This is a genomic window from Rhodococcus sp. P4_E4 (assembly GCF_056401575.1).
On sequence record NZ_JBFUJB010000012.1, the window covers coordinates 184,154 to 210,368 of the forward strand.

Sequence of the window (26,215 nt, forward strand, 5' to 3'; positions counted from 1 at the left end):
TCAACTTTATCGCTTCCATCGATGCTTGGAGTTCCATGAGTTCGACCCCCTCGAGTGTGACCGTCGACTCGGACGAGCCCGATAGTGGCAATCACAGCGGTGCTGCGATTTTGCGACGCGTCCTCGTCCGCAACCGTCGCCCGCTCGCTATCGGCACGGTTCTGGTCTGTCTGCACCAACTGACCGAGACGGCGGTGCCGATCTCCATCGGTGTGATCATCGACCGTGCGGTGGAGACTTCGGACACCACGGCCCTGATCGTCTCCATCGTCGGTCTCGCGGCTCTGTTTCTCGTTCTGACGGCCGCGTGGCGCTTCGGTGCACGCTTCATCGTCACCGCGATGCAGCAGGAGGCTCATCGCCTCCGGCTCGAGGTGGCGCACCGCGTCCTCGATCCGCGTGGGGTGCGCACCGATCTGCGTTCAGGTGAACTGCTGACTGTTTCGACATCGGACGCCGAGCAGACTTCGTGGATCGCGGACATCGTCCCGCGCGCGGCTGCGGCCCTGACGGCTGCGGTCGCGTCGGCCGTGGCGTTGGTGTGGATCGACCTCTGGCTGGGATTGGCCGTTCTGATCGGAACGCCGGTCATTCTCGGTCTGCTGCAATTGGCGGCGCCGCTCATCACGTCGAGGGCCACCGGTCAGCAGGCGTCGATCGCGCGAGCGTCCGCGATGGCTACCGATCTGGTCAGCGGATTGCGTCCACTGCGCGGTATCGGTGGTGAGAAGACCGCGTCGGCTCGCTATCGCACAGTCAGCCGTCAGGCTCTCGCGTCGACGATCGGCACGGCCAAGGCGACCGGTATCTACACCGGCGTTGCCGCGACCGTCAGTGCGTTGCTCGCGGTCGGTGTTGCGGGCTTCGCCGGATACTTCGCTTTGCAGGGCCGGATCACGGTCGGTGAACTGATCACCGTGGTGGGGCTTGCGCAGTTCATCATCGAACCGCTCGGATTGCTTGCGTCCATTCCCGGATACTTCGCGGTGGCGCGGGCGTCGTCGGATCGACTGGCATTGGTCTTGGACGCGGAGCCACTGCGGGGCGCGGGTTCGCAGACCGAACTCGAAGGCACCGACCTGACCCTCGACGGAGTCGAGTACAAGTCGCTCAAGGGCATCGACTTGCACCTGCCTGCGGGAGAACTGCTGGGCGTCGTGGCTTACCAGCCGCAGGACGCCGACGCTCTTGTCGCGGTCCTGTCCGGTCAGCTGGCTCAGGGCGCGTATCGCGGAGTGGTGAGGGTTGGCGGAATCAGCCTGTCCGACATGGACTTGCGATTGGCGCGTCGGACGGTCTTGGTGGAGCCGCACATCACCGATCTGTTCTCCGGGTCCCTCGCCTCGAACGTCACTGCGGGCGCCGGTGACGCCGCTGCGCTCGACATCCAGAGCGCTCTGGCGGCGTCGGCAGCGGCGGATGTCGTCGACGCACATCCGGACGGTCTCGACCTCGAAGTGACCGATCGAGGCGCCAGTTTGTCGGGAGGTCAGCGACAACGCGTCGCCCTCGCGCGCGCCTTGGTGGCACAGGCACCCGTGATGGTCCTGCACGATCCGACTACGGCAGTGGACGCGGTGACCGAGGCGTCTATCGCCGAAGGAATCGCAGAACTGCGGCACGAGGGTGCCGGTGGCATCCACACGACGGTATTGATCACCAGCAGCCCCGCTTTGCTGGCTGTGACGGATCGAGTGATCGTCTTGAACGACGGAGTGATTGCCTCGATCGGCACACATTCCGAACTCTCTCGCGGCGACGCGAACTACCGAGGAGCGGTGCTGCGGTGACGGCCACGGACATGACAACCGATATGCCGGCCGGGGAGAACGCGGAGAAGGTGACCGAGCGCGAACTGTTGCCGATCGCGGGTGGTCGACAGACCTGGAAGTGGTTGCGAGCAGCGCTGGCCGAACACCGGATGCAGAGCCTGTTGGTCCTGATCGTCGCGGCTTCGGCGTCGGCGATGGCCTTGGTGCCGATTTACGTATTCGGTGTCCTGGTCGACCGGGTCCGGGACAACGCGCCCACGTCGACGATCGTCGGGGTGGTCGTGATCATCGCCGCCGCCGCAATCGTGGGCGGTGTGTTCACCGGTGTGGCCGCCTATCTGATCAAGCGACTCGGCGAGACGATTCTGGCGGACCTGCGCGAGCGAACCGTGGACCGGGCACTGCGCCTCCCGATCCAGACCGTCGAGAAGGTCGGCAAGGGCGATCTGCTCTCACGAGTCGGCGACGACGTGTCGGTGATCGCCAAGGCCGTGTCCGACGTGGTTCCCGGCATGATCGCAGCAGTTCTGCTCGTGGCTCTGAGCATGGTGACCATGCTGGGACTCGACTGGCGCCTCGGCCTCGCCGGAATGGTCGCGCTGCCGATGTACGCGCTGGCGCTCAAGTGGTACCTGCCGCGATCGGCTCCCATTTACGCTGCCGAGCGGGTAGCGATGGGCGCTCGTTCACAAGCGCTCATCAGCAGCCTCCAGGGTGCCAAGACGGTCCGCGCGTACAGCCTCGAGAAGGAACACCTCGGTCAGATAGATGCGGCGTCGGCAAAAGCGCGTGATCTGGCCGTCGGCGTGTTCGGCCTGTTCACGAGGTTCGCCGGTCGCGGTAACCGCGCCGAATTCGTGGGCTTGTCCATGATTCTCGTCGTCGGATTCCTGCTGGTCCGTGAGGACGTCGTGACAGTCGGCCAGACGACGACTGCTGCTCTGCTGTTCCATCGCCTGTTCAACCCGATCGGCTCGCTGCTTTACACCTTCGACGAAGTGCAGTCGGCCGGCGCCAGCCTCGCGCGACTGGTCGGCGTCGTCGAGATCGAGGAAACGGAGCCTTCGACGGATGCAGGTTCCGTTCCGGCCGACGGTTCGCTGCGTCTGGACGACATTCGGCACAGCTACGACGGTGGCCATGAGGTTCTCCACGGAGTGAGCCTCACCTTGCGAGCGGGGGAGCGCGTGGCGCTCGTCGGTTCGACCGGAGCCGGAAAAACGACGCTTGCGGCGATCGCTGCCGGTTCGATCACTCCGACGTCGGGGCGGGTGTCGATCGGTGGTGTCCCGCTTGCCGACCTCGACTACCTACGACGCCACATCGCGATCGTGAGTCAGGAGGTCCATGTTTTTGCCGGGCCCCTGATCGAGGATCTGAGGTTGGCCGCTCCCGAATCCTCGGACGAGGACGTAGCCGCGGCGCTGCGGACGGTCGGCGCGTACGAGTGGGTGGAGGCTCTCGACGAGGGAATGCTGACCGTCGTGGGCGAAGGCGGGCACGAGATGACGGCGGCACAGGCGCAGCAGTTGGCTTTGGCGCGACTGGTGTTGGCCGACCCGGCCGTCGCGGTACTGGACGAAGCTACAGCGGAGGCGGGCAGCGCCGGAGCACGGGAACTGGAAGCGACTGCCGAAGCCGCTACGGAGGGCCGCACCACTCTGGTTGTTGCACACCGGCTTACACAGGCTGCGGGCGCCGACCGAGTGATCGTGCTCGAACACGGACAGATCGTAGAAGAAGGCCCGCACCGCGAACTGGTGTCCGCGGGCGGGCGTTACGCACAACTGTGGGCGGCCTGGGAAGGTCGCGACTGAGGGGTTTGTACTGGGGTTTGCACTGAGGGGTTTGTTCAGACGATCAGGTGAGGTACCCGCCGCCGTGGGGGAAGAACTCGGCGGCGGTGTACTCGCTGCCGTCGTCGAGTCGGACGCGCTCGATCCGCAGTCCCTTGTTCTTGCCCGACCATGCGTCGGGGCCCGCGACGATCACCATGCCGTCATCTTCTTGAATGAACACTCGGCCGGGGGTTCCTCCGTAGTGCCCGCGTGAGACGGACGCCTTCAGGATGCGGATGCGCCGGCCCTTGAACTCCGCGAAAGCGTTGGGGTACGGATCGGACTGTGCCCGGACGAAACGCTCGATGACCTCGGCCGGCCAGGACCAGTCGACGTGGCTGTCCTGCGGTGCGCGCTTGTGGAAGAACGTGGCCTGCGATCGGTCCTGCGGCGTCCAATCGGTCCGGCCGGACGCGATCAGATCCAGAGCGTCGAGTGTGATGGGGCCGATCATGTCGATCGTGCGGTGGAACAGATCGGTGACGGTGTCGGTCGGGCCGACCGTTGTCGAACGCTGCAGCACGATGTCGCCCGCATCGAGTTCCTCGTCCATCAGGTGCGCCGTGAGCCCGACTTCTTCTTCGCCGTTGATCAGAGCCCAGATGAGCGGGGAGAATCCCGTGTACTTGGGCAGCAGCGAATCGTGGATGTTGAGGGTGCCGTACTTGGGTGCGTCGAAGACCTCCGCCGGCAGCCAGGTACGCCAGTTGTTGGCGACGATGATGTCGGGAGCTGCTTCGGCCAGCGCGGCTTTGAAGGCGTCGTCAGGCTTGTTCGCCACGTGAACGGGTACACCGTTCTCGGCCGCCAGATCTGCAACCGAGTCCGCCCACATCTGTTCGTAGACGTGCTCACTCTTCGGGTGTGTGATTGCCAGCACGACCTCGTGATCGGAGTCGATCAAGGCCTGCAGGGTACGGTGGCCCCAGGTTTGGTATCCGAGCGTAGCGACTCTCAACGGGGTCCTCCTGGACGAGCATGGGCTGGGGTTGCGGTCACACGACCGCCCATCAGCTTAGGCTATCCAACCAAAATTGTTGATCACACGTACGAGGAGGAAGGCTGACATGACGGTCGCCACAATCAACGGAATCCCCATCAATTACCAGGTCAAGGGTGATGGAGATCTGGTGGTGCTCATCATGGGGACCGGCAGCCCCGGCCGCGTCTGGGATCTGCACCAGACCCCGGCGCTGGTGGCCGCCGGCTACCGAGTCTGCACCTTCGACAACCGCGGAATCGCACCGTCCGGCGAGAGCCTCGGCGGCATCACGATGCCCGACATGGTTGCGGACACCGCCGGACTGATCGAGCACCTCGGTGGCGGCCCCGCCCATGTCATCGGAACCTCGATGGGCGCCCGGGTGGCGCAGGAACTGACGCTCGCCAGGCCCGATCTGGTTCGCAAAGCAGTGTTCCTCGCCGGCCACGCCCGGATGGATCATTTCCAGCAGGTCCTGACCGAGGGTGAGCGCCAGTTGTTCGACAGTGGCGTCGCTCTGCCGGCCAAATACCGTGCCGCAGTGACCGCGGTGATGAACCTTTCGCCGGCCACGCTGGCAGACGATCACTCCGCGCGCGACTGGATGGATATCTTCGAGTTCACCGGCGGCGCAACGTCACCGGGTGTTCGCGCACAGCTCGGTATGGACCGCGCCTTCGATCGACGGGGTGCGTACAAGTCGATCATGCGCCCGTGCCTGTCCGTCGCTTTCGCCGACGACCGCATGATCCCGCCCTACCTCTCCCGCGAGGTGGCCGACTGCATCGCGACGGCGTCGTTCGAAGAGATTCCCGACGCCGGACACTACGGGTACCTCGAGCGTCCGGAGGCCGTGAACAAGGTGCTGATCGACTTCCTGGCGAAGTAGTTTTCCGCACGCGAGAAAGGGCCTGACCTGCTAACTGCAGGTCAGGCCTTCTCATGTTTCAGGCCAGTGCCAGGAACAGCTTCTCGAGTTCGGCCTCGGTCATCGGTTCCTGACCTTCCGCGCTGTCACCGCTCAGGCATTCACGCAGCCCTGAAGCGACGATCTTGAACCCTGCTCGGTCCAGCGCCTTCGACACGGCTGCGAGCTGCGTCACGACGTCCTTGCAGTCGCGGCCGTTCTCGATCATCGAGATGACCCCGGCAAGTTGGCCGTGAGCACGCCGCAGTCTGTTCAGTACGAGCGCAATGCTCTCTTCGTCGCCGGTCATGGTGGCCCCTTCTCGAGTGTTCGTGCTGCGACCGAGGGTACCCCTGGGGGCATGTCACTGCTTGATCCAGTGTTTGAGCCGGCTGCGGTGTCAGATCAACGAGTCGACGGCTGCCCGCAACTTGACGGCGGCGTCGGCCGCCACGGACTCCAGGCCTGGTTCGCCGGAAACCTGAACCATGAGAGCGGGATTCATCGCTTCGACGAAGAACGAATTCTCGGTAGTCGTATCTTCGCGGACGACAACGTTGCACGGCAGCAGGAGGCCGATCTGACGATCCACCGAAACTGCCCGATGGGCCAACGGCGGGTTACAGGCACCCAGGATCAGGTACTTTTCCATGTCCTCGTCCAGCTTCGCCTTGAGTGTTGCCTGCATGTCGATCTCGGTCAGGATGCCGAAGCCCTGCTCGGCGAGAGCAGCACGAGTTCGGGTGACGACGTCGTCGAAAGTTCCGGTGACCTTGGTTGCGATCGCTATCGGTTCTGTGGGTGTTGTCATTGCCCGCTCCTTGTCGTCGGCTTCGGTGCCATTGGCTTCGATGTCGTTGGCTTCGATTTCTCTTGTCTCCATCATACCCCTGGGGGTATCAAGAAGACAGTGATGTCGGGTACACGGTCAGCCATGCGAGAAGCTGATGTTCGGCAGGACGCGTCGTAACCATGCCGGCGCCCACCAGGCTGCCCGGCCGCTGAGGCGCAGGAGAACGGGCAGCAGCACCAAGCGGACGAGCACTGCGTCCAGGAGGACAGCTACACCGAGAATGATGCCCATTTCCTTGGGTGGCAAGGGATCTGCGAGCGCAAAAGTGAAGAAGACCGCAACCATCACCGCTGCTGCCGCCGCAATGACCCGACCCGAATGTGCGAGGCCGTCGATGTGTGCGGTCTCGGGGTCACCTGTGCGTTCGTAGTGCTCCTTGGCGCTCGAGAGCAGGAACACGGTGTAGTCCATCGCGATGGCAAAGATCATGGCGAAGAAGAAGACCGGACCCCACCCGTTGAGAAACCCCTGGGGATCGAAGCCGAGCAGGCCTGCTCCGTGGCCGTCCTGGAAAATCAACTTCGCGATTCCGAATGCGGCCCCAGTGGACAGCAGGCTGACCAGCGTGCCGATCAAGGCGATCAAGGGTGCCTGGAGGGCGATCAGCAGCAACAGGAATCCGAGCGTCAGAATCACGACCACCACGAAGGGAAGGTAGTCGTCGAGTGCCTGCTGAAGGTCGAGATTTTCAGCCGGAGCGCCGCCGACGAGCGCCGATTCCGGCAGTTGCGACCGAAGGTCGGCAAGGATGGTTTCCATCGCAGGATCTGACGGGTCGACGGTGGGAACTGCTTGCAGCATAACCAGATCGGATCCGTCGGCCGCCTGTTGCGTCGGGGTGATCATTGCGACGCCATCCACGCTCATGGCAAGACGCGAGGTGTCGGCTGCATCGTCGGCGGACGTGACGATCTGCAGCATTCCGGGTGCCCCGTCACCGAACTGCTGCTGCACCAATTCGTATCCCTGTCGAACCGGGGCGTCCTCGGGAACCACGGCGATGGAGGGCATTGCAACCTTCAGTCCGAACACCGGAACGACGAGAGCGATAAGGACGATCACGGCGCCGATGCCGAAAGGCCACGGGTGCTTGTGCAGCAGTGATGCCCAAGCTGCGAACATCGGGGAGCGGTGCTGCTGGCGCTTTGCATACGGTAGTGAACCGCCGTTGACCTTGGCACCGATCCGGCCGAGCACGGCAGGTAGCAGGGTGAGTGTTGCGGCGAGAACGAAGATCACAGCGAGCATGATTCCGACAGCCATCGTGCGTACGGCCGGGGCTGGAACGATGAGCACCGCAGACAAGCTGACCAGAACTGTGAGGCCGGAGAGGACAACAGCTTTGCCGGCGGTGTCCATCGTTTGAGCCACGGCGGCCCGCGGATCCGGATCGGTTCGCAGTGCTTCCCGGAACCTGGCGACGAGGAAGAGTGCGTAGTCGATGCCGAGTGCGAGAGCGAACATCATCGCGAAGTTCATGGCCCACACGGAAATCGGCGTGATCTCGTTGAGGATCACAAGCCCGCCCGCCGAGGCGACCAGACCTGCGAGTGTCAGAAGCAGTGGGAGTCCTGCGGCAACCAGGGAGCCGAAGGCCAACACCATGATCGCGAGAGTGACGGGCCACGACATCATTTCGGCCTTGATCATCGCTTCGTGATTGGCCTTGTTGAAATCGCTCCACAAAGCCGACGCGCCGGTGGGGTACACCTCGATGGTGTCCGTGGACAATGCAGTGAGTTCCTTGCCGAGTTCGTCTACCGCACTGACCATCTCGTCGGTACTTGCGTTGGCGCCCGCGATCATGATGCCGGTATGTCCGTCCGGGCTGATGGTCATGCCGGTTTGCGGGGCGACCACTTCGCCGAAACGAGGGTCCGCGAAAAAGATTTCCGTTGCCGCCGCCAGCGTTTGCTGCATCGACGGATCGGTGATGGGCACAGAATCCGAGTGAACGACCACCTGCACTGCAGCGGAGGAGTTTCCACCGAAATGCTGCTCGGCCAACTCGCGAACCTGCACTGATTCGGATCCGTTTGCCTGCCAACCTGCGCCGGCCAGGGAGGTGAAGACGCTGGGTGCTGCGGCGCCGAGTGCGACCAACGCGATCAACCAGACGCCGATGACGAGGCGGGTGTGCGCCCCCATCGATCGACCGAGGCGCGCGAGTATGCCGTCGGATTGGGCGGGTGGGTCCGCGGTGACTGTTCTGGTCGCTGACATCTTCGCTCCTGATACGGGTGGGGGTATTCCTGACCGTCACCTGTATACCCCCAGGGGTATGTATCTGTCACGTTTGAGGGTTCTCTATGCTGCTCGTTGCACCGTCTGATCGGAGACAGTGGAACGAACCGCGGTGAAACGAACCACGAGGAGCAGTGATCATGGACGCACACGACTGGGACGAGCGATACCGAGCGGTGACGGAGCCGTGGGGAATCGACCCGGCGGGAACCGTCGCAACACGAATTGCCGACCTGAAGCCGGGCACTGCGATCGATCTGGCCTGCGGCGACGGCCGTCACGCGCGGTGGATGGCCGGGCAAGGGTGGTCGGTGACTGCCGTCGACTACTCGTCGGTGGCGATCGATCTGGCACGGGCGAGTGACTTGGACAAGGCTGTCGACTGGCAGGTCGGCGACGCGACCACGTGGCAACCGGAAGGGGTAGTTGACCTGGTGTTGGTCAGCTTTCTTCACCTCGAGGTCGACGAGCTGGCCGACACGCTCAAACGCGTCGGGGAGTGGCTGACGCCAGGCGGGCGCGTCCTCTACTTGGGGCATTCGATCGAGAACTTCCACCGTGGTGTGGGCGGCCCACCCGAACCGACCATTCTGCCCGGTATTTCCGATCTCGCTCGCGCCGCGGAGGGATCGAGGGTCTACGCCCTCGAACATGTCGTTCGGCCGCAGGACGGTAAGAAGGCAATCGACGTTTTGCTCGAATTCGGTCCGTGGGAACAGGTCTGACCAGGGCGGGAGCGCACCTTCACGTTCCTGGGTAGCCTACCCTAAACTTGCGAGGGTGTTCGTCGTTCGATGAGCATGAACGACGATGATCGGATTTGTCGATGTCTGACCACTCTCAGGTAGCTCACCCGTCTGTATCGGGCGGTGGCGATCTGGACGCAGCGCTCCCGGCGACGGCCGCTCAGCGTGAGGTGTGGGTTGCTCAGAACGTCGATCCGAGCAGTCCGGTGTACAACATCGGACTTGTCGTCGAGGTCGACGGGACGATCGACGTCGAGCGCGCGGCAGCGGCGATCAAGGCCACAGCCGGACGCGTCGAAGCGCTGTTCGTGCACTTTCGGGTGGATGCTGACAACCAGCTGATCCAGGTGCCGATTCCGGATGCGCGCTGGGACGTGGAAATTCTCGACCTTCGCGCCGAGGCGGATCCCGATTCGACTGCGCAGTCGTGGATGGACACCGATATGGCTCGGGTCTTCGGTGCGGACGATCTGCTGTTCCGCCAGGTGCTTCTGCGAACTGCTGACGACCGAGTCATCTGGTATCAGCGCTATCACCACAGCGTGGTCGACGGGTACGGCATCTCGCTCATCGTCGCCGACGTAGCCGAGCGGTACGACGATCCGGACCTCGAGACTGCGGCGCCGGTGTGGTCGCTCGATGCGGTGGTGGCGGCCGATCTGGAATACCGGAACTCTCCGCGGTTCCAGCTCGACCGTCAGTACTGGGTCGAACGAGTTGAATCAGGACCGGAAGCAACGCGGATTCTGCATGGGCAGGTGGATGATTCGCTGCCGCCGATCGCGGCGATGCTCACGCTCGACGTCGATCGTGCAGCGCAGCTCTATCGCTATGCCGCCGACGCCGGTATTCGGCGAACTCGCCTGCCCATGGCTGCGCTGATCGCGTACATTGCACGAACCACCGGACAGCACGACGTTGTCGTCTCGGTGCCGATGGCCGCTCGGGTGGGTCGCGACATGCGGCGCACTCCCTCGATGGCGTCGACGATTCTGCCGCTCGGTATTCGGGTCGAACGCTCGGAAACCATCGGCCAGTTGGCAACTCGTCTCGATACCGCCTTGATCTCGATACTCAAGCACGGGCGGTACCGGGGAGAGGATCTCGCACGCGACGTGCGAGCAATCGATCCCGACCGCCAGGTCTTCGGTCCCGGCATCAACTCGATGATGTTCGAACACACACTCACCTTCGGCGGCTGCCCGGTGCGCGTACGTAATTCGGTGACCGGTCGGGTCAGTGACCTGGATCTGAGCGTGCGCGGTGGTCAGGACGGGGAACCGATCGAGATCGACGTCCGCGCCCCGGCCGGATTCGACAGGGAGTTGGCCGATCACACCGCCAGAATCGAACAGTTCCTCGATCGATTCGTGGCCGAGCCGCAGCTTCCGATCTCGGCACTCGACCCCATGTCGCCCGCGGAGCGTGAACTCGTTCTCCATGGGTGGAACGACACCGCAGAACCGCAGCCCGTGACGACGGTGCCGGATTTGTTGCGCAGCAGCTTCTCGGCCGATCGGGGCGCCGTCGCCGTGGTCGACGGCAACGTTCGGCTGACCTACGGCGAGCTCGAAAGTCGGGTATCGCAGCTCGCCGCGCACTTGATCTCGCGCGGTGTCGCACCCGAAACCGTTGTGGCGATCGGCCTTCCGAGATCCGCCGAGATGGTGGTGGGGTTGTTGGCCGTCATGTGCGCCGGCGGCGCCTTCGTGCCACTGGATCCGTCCTGGCCCGCAGAGCGCCGCGAATCGGTCCTCGCCGATGCCGGTGCCACATTGGTGCTCACCTCGGACGGCGTAGACGACTCCGTATTGGTCGATCTCTCCGCGTGGGCGTACGAGGACGGGCCTTCGGGCCTGTCCGAGATAATGACCTCCGGCATTCGTATTCACGGTGCCCAACTCGCATATGTCATTTTCACGTCCGGTTCGACCGGACGTCCGAAGGGCGCCATGATCCGCCACGAGGCAATCTGCGCAAGGTTGCTGTGGCAGCGGGAGCGGATTCTCGGGTTCGGGTCCGGTGATGCCTCTCTGTTCAAAGCCCCACTCTCGTTCGACATCTCGATCAACGAGATCCTGCTCCCGCTCGTCTCCGGCGGTCGATTGGTGATCGCGAAGCCAGAGGGGGAACGCGACCCGCAATACCTGCTCGACCTGATCGCCGGAGAATCGGTCACTTTTGTCTACTTGGTTTCGTCGATGCTCGACATCCTTCTGGATCTGGCGAACGGGACCGATCAGCTCGATTCGTTGAAGCACGTGTGGTGCGGCGGTGAGGTTCTCACGCCTGAACTCTTCGATCGGTTCCGTGCCCAACTGTCCACGACGCTGTATCACGGCTACGGGCCGGCGGAAGCGACTATCGGTGTCTCCCATGTGATCTACCGCGAGGACGCGGAACGAATTGCCACATCCATCGGGCGCCCGAACCCCAACACTCGTTTGTACGTGTTGGACGGTGACCTGCAGCCGGTTCCGGTCGGCACCGGCGGCGAACTCTACGCAGCGGGCTTCTTACTGGGGCGCGGATATGTGGGCGCGTCGGCGTTGACCGCGTCTCGTTTTCTCGCAGATCCCTTTGTTTCCGGTGATTTGGCCGGATCCCGGATGTATCGCACCGGTGACTTGGCCCGATGGACCGCCGACGGCACCCTCGACTTCCTGGGGCGCACGGACAATCAGGTGAAGATTCGTGGCATGCGTCTCGAACTCGAAGACGTCGAAGCCGCCGTGATCTCACACCCCGGAGTGCGCCACGTGGCAGTTCTGGTGCGTCAAGCACCCACAGGTGCAAAGTATCTCGCCGCGTACGTGAGTGCAGCGTCGGGGACGAACCTTGCGGTCGACTCACAGGACATTCGCGAGTGGGCGGCGAGCAAGCTGCCCGACTACATGGTCCCGACCACCGTCACTGTCCTCGACGAGTTTCCGCTCACGGCCAATGGCAAACTCGACCGTCGAGCCCTTCCTGAGCCCGATCTCGCCGAACTGAGTGCACACGTCGCCGCGAGAAACGAAGTCGAACAACAGTTCTGCACGTTGATCGCGTCGGCGGTAGGTCTCGAATCGGTTGGCGTGACCGACGATTTCTTTGCACTGGGCGGTGACAGCATCGTCGCGATCTCGCTCGTGACCGCGGCTCGTGCAGCCGGTTTGTCGATCAGTCCACGCGAGGTGTTTCAGCTGCGCACCGCCGAGGCGATGGCGCGCGCCCAATCCGGCCGAACGGCTGAGATCGTCGATCATTCGGACGAACCGATCGGCCACGTAGCCACGACGCCCATCGCTGCCAGGGCCCTCGGGACGCCGGACGTAGCACGAACCTTCCATCAGCGAGCGCTGATTCAGACTCCGTCAGCTTTGACGTCCGAGCATGTCGAGGCGGCGCTCGATGCCCTGGTGGCACGCCACGATGGACTTCGTGCGAAGTTGACTTCCGAAGGATCGCTGCTTGTTCCGGCCACCAACGAATTGGCTGTGGTCTTCGAGACCCGTGCACTACCGGTGCCGCTCGAAGAATGCGGACCGCTGATCGTCGCCGAGACCGAGCGAGCCGTCAGGCGTCTGAACCCGGCAGACGGCACGATGGTCAGTGCTGTTCTTTTCACCACTGCGACCGGTCCCGGAAGACTGTTGCTTGTCATCCACCACGCGGTCGTCGACGGTGTCTCCTGGCGCATCATCCTCGAAGACCTTGCGCGCGCGGGTATCGCAGCGATACAAGGCGACGAACCCTCACTCGCTCCGGTCGGCACGTCGGTGAGAAGGTACGCCGAACTCGTTTCGGAGGCGGTCGGAGCCGGGCGACTGGACTCGGAGATCGAGTTCTGGGACTCGGTGACTTCCGCACAACAGTCACCTCTCGGCCGTCGGGCACTCGACCCGGCAGTTGACCTCGCGCGCACCGCCGCGGCGCGATCGATCACCCTGCCTCCGGAATTCGCCGATCGGTTGTTGGGCAGTGTCCCACGGGCATTCGGGGCCGACGTGAGCGAAGTGCTGATCACCGCATTGGCCGTTGCGCTGACCAAGTGGAGTGGTGCCTCATCGGTGACGATCGACTTGGAAGGGCACGGACGCGACGAAGACATCGTTCGCGGTGACGGCGCTGCGCACGTCGACCTGACACGTACTGTCGGATGGTTCACCACGGTATTCCCGGTTGCACTCGAAATCGGTACAGCCGCTCCGGATCTCGAAGCGAGCGGTGAGTTGGCGGTGGTTCTCAAGAGCGTCAAGGAGCAACTTCGACGCGTCCCGAACGCAGGCTTCGGGTACGGAGCATTGCGATACCTCGGCAGCTCGGATCAGTTGCGTAGCGTCGCAGCACCCGAGGTGGTGCTCAACTATCTGGGGCGCACCGCAGTTGCAGAGGGGGACTGGTTCCCGGTGTCGATGGACGGCGCTGCCGATCCGTCCATGGCGTTGGGTCACGCGTTGTCTGTCGACGTCGTAGCCGAGGAAGCGGCCGGTGGGCCACGACTGAGGGCCACTCTGACCTGGGCGTCGAATATCTTCCTGCGTAGCGACATCGACAGGTTTGCGCGGTTGTGGCTGGACTCGCTCAAGGCCGTGTCCGGGCTCGCAGCCTTCGACGGCGCGACACCGTCCGACTACCCTCTGGTGGCGCTCACTCAGGCCGATGTGGACGGGTTGCCGAAGGCAGAAGAGATTCTCCCGCTCACTCCGTTGCAGGAAGGGATCTACTTCCATTCGGCTTTTGCCGATCCGGGGGCTGATCAGTATGTCGTGCAACAGGTCGTGGAGCTGACCGGCGCCGTGGACAGCGCGGCTCTGCGCCGTGCGCTGCAATCCGTCGTGGATCGACACGAGGCGCTGCGCACCGGATTCTCGGTCCTGGGCGACGGCCGGGTCGTGCAGGTGGTGCACCCGAGCGTCGTCGTGGAGATGGCAGTAGTCACGGATGCCGGCGCCGACATGGATGAACTGCTTTCCGCCGACCGCGCGCGCGGGTTCGACCTCGCGCAGCCGCCGCTCGTCCGTTACACACTGCTCCGTGCCTCTTCGGAGAAGTACCTTCTGCTGCAGTCGATTCACCATGCGGTTGCAGACGGATGGTCGGTCCCGGTGATGCTGCGGGAGCTGATGGCGTCGTACAGCGTTGGCGATTCCGGGGTGGTGCTCCCGAACCCGGCGCCGTACCGCAGCTACCTCGAATGGTTGGCCGGCCACGATCACGAGGCTTCGGCAGCGGTGTGGAGAAAAGCACTGAACTCTCCCGGGCCCGCGGTCGAACTTCCCGCGCCGAGCGCGGGCAGCAGCGGTGTCCATGCTACCCGAGTCGGGCTGTCCGACAGTGATACTCGCGCGCTGTCGACCACCGGACGCTCCTACGGTTTGACGCTGAGCACGCTCGTGCACGGCGCCTGGGGACTGGTGCTCGGCCGAATGACCGGCCGAACAGACGTGCTGTTCGGATCAACCGTATCGGGACGCGGTGGAGACCTGCCCGGCATCGAGTCCATGGTGGGCTTGTTCATCAACACTGTGCCGGCTCGGTTGCGGTTCGATCCGGCAGAGACAGCCGCGCAAGCACTTTCTCGTTGGCAGAGGGAACAATCGGAACTACTCGACCATCAGTACCTGGGGCTACCGGAACTGCGGCGGACCGGCGGACTGGAGCAGAACTTCGAATCACTGGTCGTGTTCGAGAACTATCCACTCGGTGACACGGCAATCGCTGATCCGACGAACTCGGTGAGACTGACGGGAATTCGATTCGACGAGCGACCGGCCTACCCGCTGACCCTGATCGTCGTCCCCGGCGATCAATTGGCGTTGGAGCTCAAGTACGACGCTGCTCAGGTGGACGGCGATGCCGCTGCGTCGCTGGCGGAAGCTCTCGCAGTCGTGCTAGCAGAACTCTCTCGCGATCTCGACCAGGTCATCGGCCGGATCGCGCTGGCACCCGCACAGCCCGGGAGCGTCGGCACGGCCTTGGATCGGCCGCGCGCAACGCTGACCGAGGTGCTGCAGGATCAAGCCGGGCGTACGCCCGAAGCCACCGCAGTGATCTTCCGTGAAGAGTCGTTGACCTACGCCGAACTTCACTCTCGCGCTGATCGTTTTGCGCATCTGCTGCACGAACGTGGCGTGGGACGCGAATCATTGGTGGCGGTTGCCTTGCCGCGCTCGGTCGATCTGATGGTTGCGATACTCGGCATCGGGAAGGCCGGGGGAGCATACGTTCCGCTCGACACCGGCTATCCGGCGGAGCGGCTGACGTACATGCTGGACGACGCCGATCCGGTGTGCGTCGTGGTGTCGGAAGATTCTTCACTCGATTCGGGTTCGGTTCCGCGGGTGACGGTATCGGAGTCCGCGCAGTTCCCAGCCGAACCGCTGAGTGTCCCAGGATCGCCCGCGGATGCCGCGTACATGATCTACACCTCGGGTTCGACCGGTCGTCCCAAAGGCGTTGTGGTCACCAACGAGGGTGTGGTCAACCGATTGCTCTGGGCACAGCAGATACGTCCGCTGGACTTCTCCGACCGGATGCTGCAGAAGACCCCGTCGAGTTTTGACGTCTCCGTCCCCGAATTCTTCTGGCCGTTCCTGGTGGGGGCAACTCTGGTGATGGCCGAGCCGGACGGGCACAAGGATCCGGGCTATCTGGCCGACGTCATCGTCGAACATTCCGTGACCCGAGTGCATTTTGTTCCGTCGATGCTGGAAGTTTTTCTTGCGGAGCCGAAAGCAGCACTGTGCTCTTCCCTCGAGATCGTCAACTGCAGCGGTGAGGCACTGCCCGTTCACGTTGCACGCAAGGTTGCCGAGATCCTGCCGAACGTTCTGGTGGACAACCTCTACGGCCCCACCGAGGCCGCCGTCGACGTCAGTTGGCAGCCGTCAGTGCAGGAAACTCCGGCAGACGCGGTCAGTGTCCCGATCGGCGAACCCGCCGCCAATACCGGCCTGTTCGTTCTCGATCCGTATCTGCAGAACGTTCCGGCCGGTGCCACCGGTGAGCTGTATCTGGCTGGACCACAACTGGCGCGTGGTTACAACGGACGTGGGGGATTGACCTCCGAAAGATTTGTGGCGAATCCGTACAGCGAGGGCGGATCGCGGATGTACCGGACCGGTGACATCGTGCGGTGGAATGGCGACGGTGTTCTCGAGTACCTCGGCCGTGTCGACGAGCAGGTGAAGGTTCGTGGATTCCGCATCGAGCTCGGTGAAATCGAAGCGCAGTTGGCATTGTGCCCCGGAGTCTCGGCAAGTGCCGTGATCGTCCGAACCGACGGTCCGAGTAACCGCGCACAGGTGGTCGCCTATCTGGTCGGAGATGCTGATGACGCTGCGGTTCGAGGGCAGTTGTTGTCCGTGCTACCGGAGTTCATGGTGCCAAGCGCGTTCGTGCGGCTCGAGTCGCTGCCGCTGAGCCCGAGTGGCAAGCTCGACCGAAAAGCCCTACCGGCACCGGATTTCGCGGCACAGGTGGGCGAAACGACGGGAGTAGTTTCCTCGGGCGTTGCCGACCTCCTCGCCAGGCATTTCGCGACAGTTCTCGGCCTGCCACGCGTCGGGGCACGCGACGACTTCTTCACTCTCGGCGGCGACAGTATCCTGGCGATCCGACTGGTCAACCTGGCTCGTCGTGATTCGGTATTACTGACCCCGCGTCAGATCTTCGAACTGCGCACTCCCGCTGCGATCGCCGCAGCGGTGGGTGATGTCGCCACGTCGGTTGCCACCGTCACGGCCGACATCGGCGTGGGTGAGCTGGTTCCGCTGCCGGTGGTTCACCGCTTGTCCGAATGGACGGGTGGTACCGATCGCTTCAACCAGGCAGTTCTGATCCATTCTCCGGCAACATCTTTCGATTCGATCACCGGTGCAATGCAGGCCGTGCTCGATCACCACGACGGACTTCGCCAAACCTTGATCCGACATGACCGCGGAATGTGGTCGGCGCGGATCGAGGAACCCGGCAGTATCCGGGCAGCGAACCTTGTCGTACGCGTTGATGCTCGGGGACTGGATGACGCCGAGTTGCGGACGCTCATCACCGAACGTTCCGAGTGGGCGACCAGTCGTTTGGATCCGTCTGCAGGACGGATGGTCTCGGTGGTCTGGTTCGATTGTGGCGCTGAGAATCTGGGCCGACTCGCTATAGTCGCGCACCACCTGGTCGTGGACGGGGTTTCGTGGGGAACGCTGCTCGAGGATCTCGCGATGGCCTGGGTGGCCGTCGAGGCCGGAGAGCCCGCAGCACTGGATGCCGTCGGAACTTCGCTGCGTACCTTCTCCCGCACGGTGGCCGAACACGCAAGCAGCGCTCATCGATTTGCCGAACTCGATCACTGGTTGACCGTGACCGCTCCGGGCGCGGAGTTGATCCCCGGTACCGCGAGCTATGCCGTTGTATCCGGAGGCTCGAGGCGCACGGTCACGGTGGACGGAGCAATCTCCGAGGCGGCACTCGGAACGGTTGCGGCCATGCTGGGTGCCGAGGGAACGGATGTTCTGTTGGCTGCGTTGGTGATGTCGGTCGAGCGCTGGCGTCGTTCCACCGGTCGCAGTGAGCGCGAACTGCTGGTCGATCTCGAAAGGCACGGCCGCGAGGAATTGGTACCCGGGACCGATCTGTCGCGAACAGTCGGCTGGTTCACCACGATTGCCCCGATGCGACTGCTCGGCGGAACCGACCCGGTGGACACTCTGCGCGAGGTGAAGGAGAGCCTGCGGGCGGCTCCGGACGGCGGTATCGGCTACGGGATGTTGCGGTACGTGAATGCACGTACGGCATCGAGATTGGCGGGGCGCTCCGAATCTCAGATCCTGTTCAATTATCTCGGACGTACGACGACAGCTGGATCGACAGCATGGTCCCTGGCAGCGGAATCCGAAGCCATGTCCACCGATCCCGACGCAGACATGGGAGGTCCGTATCGGCTGATCGTGAATGTCGTCAGCGTGGATTCGGAACTCCGTGCCGACTTCGCCTGGGCAAGTGAAGATTTGTCCGAGGAGGATGCGCAGTCACTCTCCGACGGCTGGGTTTCGGCGCTCGGCGATCTGGCGGCTGCGGCCGCGGAGCATGACGGGCCTCCCATCCTGACCCCGTCCGATGTGCCGTTGCTCGACCTGAGTCAGGCCGAGATCGACGCGATATCCGATGCGAGCCCGGCGGGTGTCAGCAGCATCCTCCCACTCTCACCGTTGCAGGAAGGCCTGTACTTCCAAGCCGGCTACGCAGGCAGCAGCGACAGCCGCAGTGGTGGGGACATCTACACGGCACAGTTCTCGATGGACTTCGGGCACACCCTCGATGTCGACAGGTTGGCTGCGGCCGCCCGGACACTTCAACGACGAAATCCCACGTTGCGAGCGGGATTCGTGAGCGAAGGACTGAACGAGCCTGCGCAGTTCTTCAGTGCGGGACTCGATGTTCCCGTCGCCGTCCACGATCTCCGTGAACTCGACGACTCGGCTGCTCGTGAGCGCGCCGAGGCCGTCGCCGCCCAAGACAGAGTGACTCCGTTCGACCTGACCGCGCCACCGCTGTGGCGTATGAGCGTGCTGCATCTGCCCGGCGGACATGATCGACTGGTGATCAACCGGCAGTTCCTGTTGTGGGACGGCTGGTCCAACGGCCTTGTCGTCAGTCAGCTTCTGGCGCTGTACGACACCGGCGGGGACGACAGCGCATTCGGCGAACCCGAGGGGTCGTTCGAGGCCTACCTCGCCTGGTTGGCCGACCGCGACGGTGCAGCCGCCGACGCGGGGTGGCGCGGAGCGCTCGCAGGACTCGAGGAGCCGACGCTTGTTGCCGAGCCGACGCCCGGCGTCGAACCTCAGCTTCCGGATCGCCGCGATGCGGTTCTGTCGGAATCGCTTTCGCGTGCATTGCGGGAGCGCGCTGCCGCGTCCGGCGTCACGTTCAATACGGTATTGAACGCAGCGCTGGCTCTGGTGCTGGCGTCGGCCACCGGTCGACAGGACGTCGTCTTCGGCTCCACGGTTGCCGGAAGGCCGCCGGAGGTACCGGGAATCGACACCGTGGTGGGCATGTTCCTCAACACCGTTCCCGTTCGGCTGCAACTGGATCCGAACGAGAGCGTCGAGGAACTTCTTCGCCGAACGCAGGCGGATCGACTTTCGCAGATGCCGTTCGACTATCTCGGATTGGCCTCGATCCAGCGTGTTTCCGAGCATCGTCAACTGTTCGACGTGCTGATGGTCCTGCAGAACTTCGTGGACGAGAAGCAAGTCGACGCACTCAATGCCGCACACGACGTGAGCGGCAGCGACAGTATCGATCACACGCACTATCCGCTGACCGTCGTGGTCACCCCGGGTGCCACCGTCAACGTCAAGTTCGAGTTCCATCCGCACCTGGTGACCGCGCGCCGAGCCGAGGACCTACTGGGTCGCTTCGTCGATCTGCTGCAGAGTTGGTCGCACGACATGACGGGATCGGTTGTCGCATCTCCGGTTCCCGCAGTAGGGCGGCTGACACAGATCCGGGATTTGCCGGAGCGTACCATCGCCGACCTGTTCGAAGAGGTGGCGTCGACGCAACCGAACGACACGGCACTCGTGTTCGGGAAGCGTCGGATGACCTACGCCGATCTCGACGGCGAGATCAATCGGATGGCGCGGTTGCTGATCAACTACGGCGCCGGGCCGGAAAAGATCGTGGCTCTTGGTCTGCCGCGCTCGGTGGACATGGTCGTCGCGCTCTTCGCCGTATTGCGCACGGGCGCTGCCTACCTACCCCTCGAACTCGACCATCCGGCCGAACGGTTGGCCGTGATGATCGACGACGCAGATCCGGTCGTGTTGCTGACGACTGTCGCCGCCGCACCGAAATTCGAAGGCGCGGACGTCCGCACCGCGGACATTCGGACCATCGTGCTCGACGAGCCGGACACTGCGGCAAGGCGACTGACGATCTCGGCGCGGGCACTCTCCGCGGCGGAACTCGGAGCATTCGCCCCGGGAGCACCGCATCGGCTCGACCACCCCGCGTACGTCATCTACACCTCCGGTTCGACCGGCAAGCCCAAGGGCGTGGTCACCGGTTACCGCGGCTTGACGAACATGCAGTTCAACCACCGCGAGGCGATCTTCGAACCGGTGATCGCCGCGACGAGCCGGCGCCTGCGGATCGCGCACACCGTGTCCTTCGCCTTCGACATGTCGTGGGAGGAACTTCTGTGGCTCGTGGAAGGCCACGAGGTCCACATCTGTGACGAGGATCTGCGTCGTGATGCCGAGGCGCTCGTTGCGTACTGCGACGCACAGGAAATCGACGTCGTCAACGTGACACCGACCTACGCGACGCACCTGATCGACAGCGGGCTGCTCGACGACGGTGTGGGACAACACCGTCCGCCGCTGGTCCTGCTCGGCGGTGAAGCCGTTCCGGATTCGGTGTGGAACAGGCTGCGCGACACCGAAGGAACCGTGGGCTACAACCTCTACGGTCCGACGGAATACACGATCAACACTCTCGGCGGCGGAACGACCGACAGTGACACCCCGACGGTCGGCAAGCCGATCTGGAACACCGCCGCGCACATTCTCGACGGCTGGCTGCGACCGGTCCCCGATGGAGTTGCCGGCGAACTGTACATTGCCGGAGCCGGTTTGGCTCGCGGCTACCTCGGACGCTTTGCGCTCACGTCCGAGCGCTTCGTCGCAGATCCGGCCGGGACCGGAGAGCGTATGTACCGCACCGGGGATCTGGTGCGGCGACGCGCTGACGGCAACCTGGACTTCCTGGGCCGCACCGACGACCAGGTGAAGATCAGAGGTCACCGCATCGAACCGAGCGAAATCGTCTCCGTTCTCGAATCCGACGAGCACGTGCGGCAAGCAGCGGTCGTGGTCGACGTCGGGGCGGGCGGAGTCAAGAGGCTCGTCGGCTACGTGACACCCGTGCAACTCGGCGCCGTGCACGACTATCGCGCGCAGGCGCGAGTTCTCCTACCCGACTACATGGTTCCGGCCGTGGTGATCGAGGTGGAGTCACTACCGATGACCGTCAACGGCAAGCTCGACGTCAAGGCACTGCCCACGGCCGATTCGGTGCTGGGGGAGCGGAGTGGGGAGTCGATGGCACCGCGTAACCACACGGAAGAGGTTCTCTGTGAGCTCTTCTCCGACGTACTCGATGTGGACGACATCGGTGTCGACGACAACTTCTTCGACCTCGGTGGGCACTCGCTTCTGGCCACCAAACTGATCAGTCGAGCTCGGATCGCCATTCCGAACAGTCTGACCATGCGTGATCTCTTCGAAGCACCGACCGTCGCGGAACTCGCGGAACGCATTGTGGTCGAGCAGGGATCAACGCGACCGATGCTGGTAGCGAAGCCGCGGCCGGACCACCTTCCACTTTCTGCCGCTCAACAGCGTTTGTGGCTGATCGGACAGATGGAAGAGAACTCCGCGGCCTACAACTTCCCGATCGTGCTCCGCTTGGACAGTGCATTGGACGCGGACATCTTCGCCGCGGCGCTGGGCGACGTCGTTGAACGACACGAATCCTTGCGTACGGTATTCCGGTTGGTGGACGGAACACCGGAACAGATAATTCTCGAATCGGCGAAGGTTCCGGTCGAGACAGTTCATTCACGGGAATCCGGTGTCGCCGGCGAAGTTGCAGTGGCAGTGGGCCGTCCGTTCGACCTTTCGAACGAGATTCCGATTCGCGCCCGTCTGATCCGAGTAGACGGTGCCGTAATCGTCGTAATCGTCGTGATCGTCCTGCATCACATCACAACGGACGAATGGTCCGATCGGCCGTTCCTGCGCGATCTGATGTCTGCCTACTCCTCTCGGATTCAGGGCGAGGAGCCAGCTTTCGAACCGCTACCGGTTCAGTACGCGGACTACACCCTGTGGCAACGGGAATTGCTCGGCAGCGCCGACGATCCGTCGAGTGTCCTGAGCACGCAGTTGGACTTCTGGGCGAAGAGTTTGGACGGAGCCCCCGAAGAACTGCTGCTTCCCACCGACCGGAGCCGACCGGCCAGACCGAGTTTCTCCGGTGGCGCAGTGGTAACACGGTTGGGTGTGGACACAACTGCCGCACTGCGAGATCTGGCGCGCGAGAGCCAGAGTTCGATGTTCATGGTCCTGCACGCGGCGTCGGCGGCGTTGCTGACTGCGCTCGGAGCGGGTGAGGACCTTCCCCTCGGCGCTCCCGTGGCCGGACGTAGTGAACAGGGGCTCGACGACTTGGTCGGCTTCTTCGTCAATACGATTGTGCTGCGCACGGATACGTCAGGTAACCCGACGTTCCGGGAGCTGGTGGATCGCATTCGCGAGAGAGACCTCGAGGCCTTCGCCAACGCCGATATTCCCTTCGAAACTGTGGTGGAACGCCTCAATCCGTCGCGCACCTTGGCACGCAACCCGCTGTTCCAGGTCATGGTCGGCTATCACAGCCGCGAGGAGATGGGCGGGGATCCGTTCGAACTCGAGGAGTACACAGCCAAGTTCGATCTGGTGTTCAATTTCACCGAGTACCTCGGCGACGAAGGCTGCATCGACGTCCGACTCGAATACGGCAGCGACCTCTTCGATCGCGAAACAGCACAGCGAATTTCGAACCGATTGGAATCGGTGATCGCGGCAGTCGTGGAATCGGCCGACATTGAGATCGGCGACATCGACATCTTCTTGCCCGGCGAACTCGAACAGGTTGTCACCTCGTTCAACGACACCGCCGTCGACGTGCCGGAGGAAACGTTCTACGACGCCTTCGCGCGTGGGGTCGCTGCTACACCCGAGGCGATTGCGGTGCGCGACGAGGCGGGGCAGGCCACGTACCGCGAGCTCTCCGAGCAATGTGATCGGATAGCCGGCGTGCTGTATCGGCGCGGGGTCTCGGTCGAAGACGTGGTGGGACTTGCCGTCCCGCGTTCGGTGGAAATGGTCGCGTCGGTCCTCGCCGTGCTAAAGCTGGGGGCAGCGTATCTACCCCTGGATCTGAGCCACCCGAGCGAGCGCATCGCCTACATGCTCACTGATTCTCGCACCTCGGTACTGCTGTCCACCTCGGAGGAAAGCTCGCGGATCGAGGATGTGGTCGGCGTCGAGCGAATCCTCTTGGACGATCCGCTGATACGTGCGGAACTGGAAGAGGCAGTGATCGTCGAAACTCCCAGGCCACCAGTTGGCGTCAACCACGCGGCCTATGTCATCTACACTTCGGGATCGACCGGCAAGCCGAAGGGCGCTGTCCTTTCTCATGACGGTATTCCGAGTCTTGTTGCCACAGCCGAGGTTCGGATGCGACTGGTACCGGGTTCGGTGGTGATGCAGTTCGCTTCGGTCGGCTTCGACGTTGCGGTATTCGAATTGGCGATGGCTCTGTGCACGAGCAGCACCCTGGTGATCGTGCCGCAGAGCGCACGAGTGGCCGGCCCGGCGTTGACCGATTTCATGACGAGCAATCGCGTGACTCATGCAATCATCCCTCCCTCGTTGCTGGCCGCCCTGCCGGCGGGATGTGAAGTACCGCAGGGTTGCACGGTGTTGGTCGGAACCGAGACGGTTCCGCCCGAGCTGATCGGGCGATGGGCGGAGCGGCTGAATTTGCTTGCCGCGTACGGACTCACCGAAGCCACGGTGAACAACACACTGTGGCAGGCGGAACCCGGTTGGAACGGTGCTGTGCCCATCGGAGTCCCCGACCCCAACGAACAGGCGTACGTGCTCGACGATCAACTGCGTCCGGTTCCGCCGGGAGTATCCGGCGAGCTGTACATCGCGGGACGCGGCCTGGCGAGAGGCTACCTGGGCCGATTCGATCTGACGGCACAGAGATTCATCGCCGATCCCTTCACCGCGGGCGATCGCATGTATCGCACCGGCGACCGAGCGCGGTGGCGCTCGGGCGGGAACATCGACTTCCTCGGCCGCGTGGACGATCAGGTCAAGATTCGCGGTTTCCGAATCGAATTGGGTGAAATCATCGGAGCTCTCAGTGCCCATCCTTCGGTGAAGCAGGCAACGGTCGTCGCGGATCGGCAGGGCGAAATCACGCGCCTGGTCGGTTACGTGTCACCCGAACCCGGTGCTGTGGTGGACACGACGGCAGTGCGAAATCTCGCTGCAATGTCGTTGCCCGATTACATGGTCCCGACCATGGTTGTCGCTCTCGATGGTCCGCTCCCGTTGACGCCCAACGGAAAGCTCGACCGCAAGGCGTTGCCCGCTCCGGACTGGTCGGAGTTGGCGGGTGATGTTGCTCCTCGCACTGTCGTGGAGTCCACGGTTGCAGCTGCCTTCGCGGAGATATTGCAACTCCCGAGCGTCGGAGTCCACGACAGTTTCTTCGAACTAGGTGGACATTCGATGGCTTCGATGAAACTGGTCGGTCGCATTCGTGAAGCGTTCGGCGTGGACGTCAGTATTCGAGACGTGTTCGACGCACCGAGCGTTGCGGAGTTGGCGGCAGTCGTTGCGCGTTCGGAGGGTGGACGCCCGGTCCTGGCGCCGGCGGCGAGGCGTCCGGAGACCATGGGTCTGTCTGCGCCGCAACGTCGTCAGTGGGAGTTGTTCCGCTCGGCCGGTGCGAATCCGCAAGCGAGCCACGCTCTGGCACTGACCCTGAAATCGAAGATCGATCCGGAGATTCTCGGGCACGCCTTGGATGACGTGACGTCGCGCCACGAACCCCTGCGGACCACCTTCGTCGAGGTCGACGGCATCGTCGTGGCAAGAGAATCGGTGCGGCCGACTGTCGATGTGGTCGATGTCGGCGCCGGCGATGTGGGTCGAGTGGTGTTCGAACTCGCTCAACTTCCGATGGATCTGCGTGAGCAATCGCCGTTGCGGGTTCATCTGGTTCTCGGTGAAGACGGCTCTCGGACACTGCTTCTCGTCATGCACTACATCGCCGTCGACGAGTGGTCCGTAGTGCCGCTGCTGGGAGATCTGGTCTCTGCTTATGCAGCCAGGTCGCAGGGAGATCAACCGATCTGGGACGAGCTTGCGTTGACGTACGCCGACTACACCGTGTGGTCGGACGAGCTGTTGGGTGACCCCCTGGACGTCGACAGCCGTGCCTCGAAGCAGCTTGCGTACTGGCAGGATGCGCTCGACGGAATACCGACCAGTGTGAATCTTCCGTTGCCGGAAGATGACTCGGAACCTCGGGGTGACGTGGTCTCTGTCGACATCGACGCGGATCTGCACGCCAGAATCGACGCGCTGGCTGCGCGCACCGGGACGAGCATGTTCATGGTCCTTCAGGCTGCGCTGGCCGCCGTTCTCACGAAGGCCGGGGCGGGTACCGATCTTCCGATCGGTTCATTGGTTGCGGGCAGGTCGGATCCCCGTCTCGAACCGATGATCGGATCCTTCTTCAATGTTGTTCTCCTGCGCACGGATACGTCCGGTAGTCCGACGTTTGCAGAATTGCTCGGTCGGGTGAGGGAAGGCAACCTGGAAGCGCTGAGCAGTCAGGACGTCTCATATGTGTATGTCGAGCAGGCTCTGGGTAATCCGGCGTCCATGAGACCTCAGGTGATGGTGATCCATCACCAACAGGCGGATTTGGACGGGCTTGGCGACTTCGGTTCTCTCGTACCGATTCCGGTGGGAGTGCCCGATGCGGATTTGACGTTGAGTTTTTACGAGCCGGTGGGCGAAGGGCCTGTTTTTGCAACGCTCGGGTTCCGTGCCGACCGCGTCGATGCGGGCGCGGTCCGTGAATGGGCAGGTCAGCTGGTCGACGTGATCGAGGCTGCGGCCATCGCCGAAGGGGATGACGTGAGTGAAGGGGCGAAACTATGACATACGTCGCATCGCTCCGCGGGGTCGACCGCTATACGGGGGCTCACAGTATTGATACCCTCACCTCATTAAGGGTAGCCTTTGCTACT

Annotated in this window: 9 protein-coding genes; 5 read left to right on the forward strand and 4 right to left on the reverse strand. The window is 63.4% G+C overall.

What is annotated here, in order from left to right; translation table 11 throughout:
• Window positions 1–35: 35 nt before the first annotated feature.
• On the forward strand, window positions 36–1,790 hold the full coding sequence (locus AC1DVN_RS15680; RefSeq protein ID WP_080908962.1) for an ABC transporter ATP-binding protein: 1,755 nt from the start codon (window positions 36–38) through the stop codon (window positions 1,788–1,790).
• An 11-nt stretch (window positions 1,791–1,801) separates the two neighbouring features.
• The gene (locus AC1DVN_RS15685) at window positions 1,802–3,589 is read left to right on the forward strand and encodes an ABC transporter ATP-binding protein (protein ID WP_477994014.1); all 1,788 of its coding nucleotides are present in this window, start codon (window positions 1,802–1,804) and stop codon (window positions 3,587–3,589) included.
• A gap of 43 nt (window positions 3,590–3,632) precedes the next feature.
• Here AC1DVN_RS15685 and AC1DVN_RS15690 read toward each other — a convergent pair whose 3' ends face one another.
• Window positions 3,633–4,568 carry a methionyl-tRNA formyltransferase gene (locus AC1DVN_RS15690; protein ID WP_020906323.1) on the reverse strand — a complete coding sequence of 312 codons (936 nt, stop codon included), beginning with the start codon at window positions 4,566–4,568 and terminating at the stop codon, window positions 3,633–3,635.
• Between the two features lie 109 nt (window positions 4,569–4,677).
• Here AC1DVN_RS15690 and AC1DVN_RS15695 point away from each other — a divergent pair, with 109 nt between their 5' ends.
• The gene (locus AC1DVN_RS15695; protein WP_020906324.1) at window positions 4,678–5,481 is read left to right on the forward strand and encodes an alpha/beta fold hydrolase; all 804 of its coding nucleotides are present in this window, start codon (window positions 4,678–4,680) and stop codon (window positions 5,479–5,481) included.
• Window positions 5,482–5,539: 58 nt separating this feature from the next.
• Here AC1DVN_RS15695 and AC1DVN_RS15700 read toward each other — a convergent pair whose 3' ends face one another.
• The 3 genes from AC1DVN_RS15700 to AC1DVN_RS15710 all read right to left on the reverse strand — a co-directional run bounded on the left by AC1DVN_RS15700 (window position 5,540) and on the right by AC1DVN_RS15710 (window position 8,575).
• Window positions 5,540–5,809: a metal-sensitive transcriptional regulator gene (locus AC1DVN_RS15700; protein ID WP_007734349.1), complete on the reverse strand. Its 270-nt coding sequence runs from the start codon at window positions 5,807–5,809 to the stop codon at window positions 5,540–5,542.
• Window positions 5,810–5,899: 90 nt separating this feature from the next.
• Window positions 5,900–6,310: a DUF302 domain-containing protein gene (locus AC1DVN_RS15705; RefSeq protein ID WP_020968512.1), complete on the reverse strand. Its 411-nt coding sequence runs from the start codon at window positions 6,308–6,310 to the stop codon at window positions 5,900–5,902.
• Window positions 6,311–6,427: 117 nt separating this feature from the next.
• Window positions 6,428–8,575, reverse strand: a complete 2,148-nt coding sequence (locus AC1DVN_RS15710) for an MMPL family transporter (protein ID WP_477994006.1) — start codon at window positions 8,573–8,575, stop codon at window positions 6,428–6,430.
• Window positions 8,576–8,736: 161 nt separating this feature from the next.
• Between AC1DVN_RS15710 and AC1DVN_RS15715 the strand changes: the two genes are divergently transcribed.
• The gene (locus AC1DVN_RS15715) at window positions 8,737–9,321 is read left to right on the forward strand and encodes a class I SAM-dependent methyltransferase (RefSeq protein WP_283309497.1); all 585 of its coding nucleotides are present in this window, start codon (window positions 8,737–8,739) and stop codon (window positions 9,319–9,321) included.
• Window positions 9,322–9,422: 101 nt separating this feature from the next.
• On the forward strand, window positions 9,423–26,126 hold the full coding sequence (locus AC1DVN_RS15720; protein WP_477994007.1) for an amino acid adenylation domain-containing protein: 16,704 nt from the start codon (window positions 9,423–9,425) through the stop codon (window positions 26,124–26,126).
• Window positions 26,127–26,215: the final 89 nt, after the last annotated feature.

What these genes read in the sequence shown, in the direction of transcription:
- AC1DVN_RS15680 (WP_080908962.1), top strand. Translation starts at nt 36, where the DNA reads ATGAGTTCGACCCCCTCGAGTGTGACCGTCGACTCGGACGAGCCCGAT.
- AC1DVN_RS15685 (WP_477994014.1), top strand. Translation starts at nt 1,802, where the DNA reads ATGACAACCGATATGCCGGCCGGGGAGAACGCGGAGAAGGTGACCGAG.
- AC1DVN_RS15695 (WP_020906324.1), top strand. Translation starts at nt 4,678, where the DNA reads ATGACGGTCGCCACAATCAACGGAATCCCCATCAATTACCAGGTCAAG.
- AC1DVN_RS15700 (WP_007734349.1), bottom strand. Translation starts at nt 5,809, where the DNA reads ATGACCGGCGACGAAGAGAGCATTGCGCTCGTACTGAACAGACTGCGG.
- AC1DVN_RS15705 (WP_020968512.1), bottom strand. Translation starts at nt 6,310, where the DNA reads ATGACAACACCCACAGAACCGATAGCGATCGCAACCAAGGTCACCGGA.
- AC1DVN_RS15710 (WP_477994006.1), bottom strand. Translation starts at nt 8,575, where the DNA reads ATGTCAGCGACCAGAACAGTCACCGCGGACCCACCCGCCCAATCCGAC.
- AC1DVN_RS15715 (WP_283309497.1), top strand. Translation starts at nt 8,737, where the DNA reads ATGGACGCACACGACTGGGACGAGCGATACCGAGCGGTGACGGAGCCG.
- AC1DVN_RS15720 (WP_477994007.1), top strand. Translation starts at nt 9,423, where the DNA reads ATGTCTGACCACTCTCAGGTAGCTCACCCGTCTGTATCGGGCGGTGGC.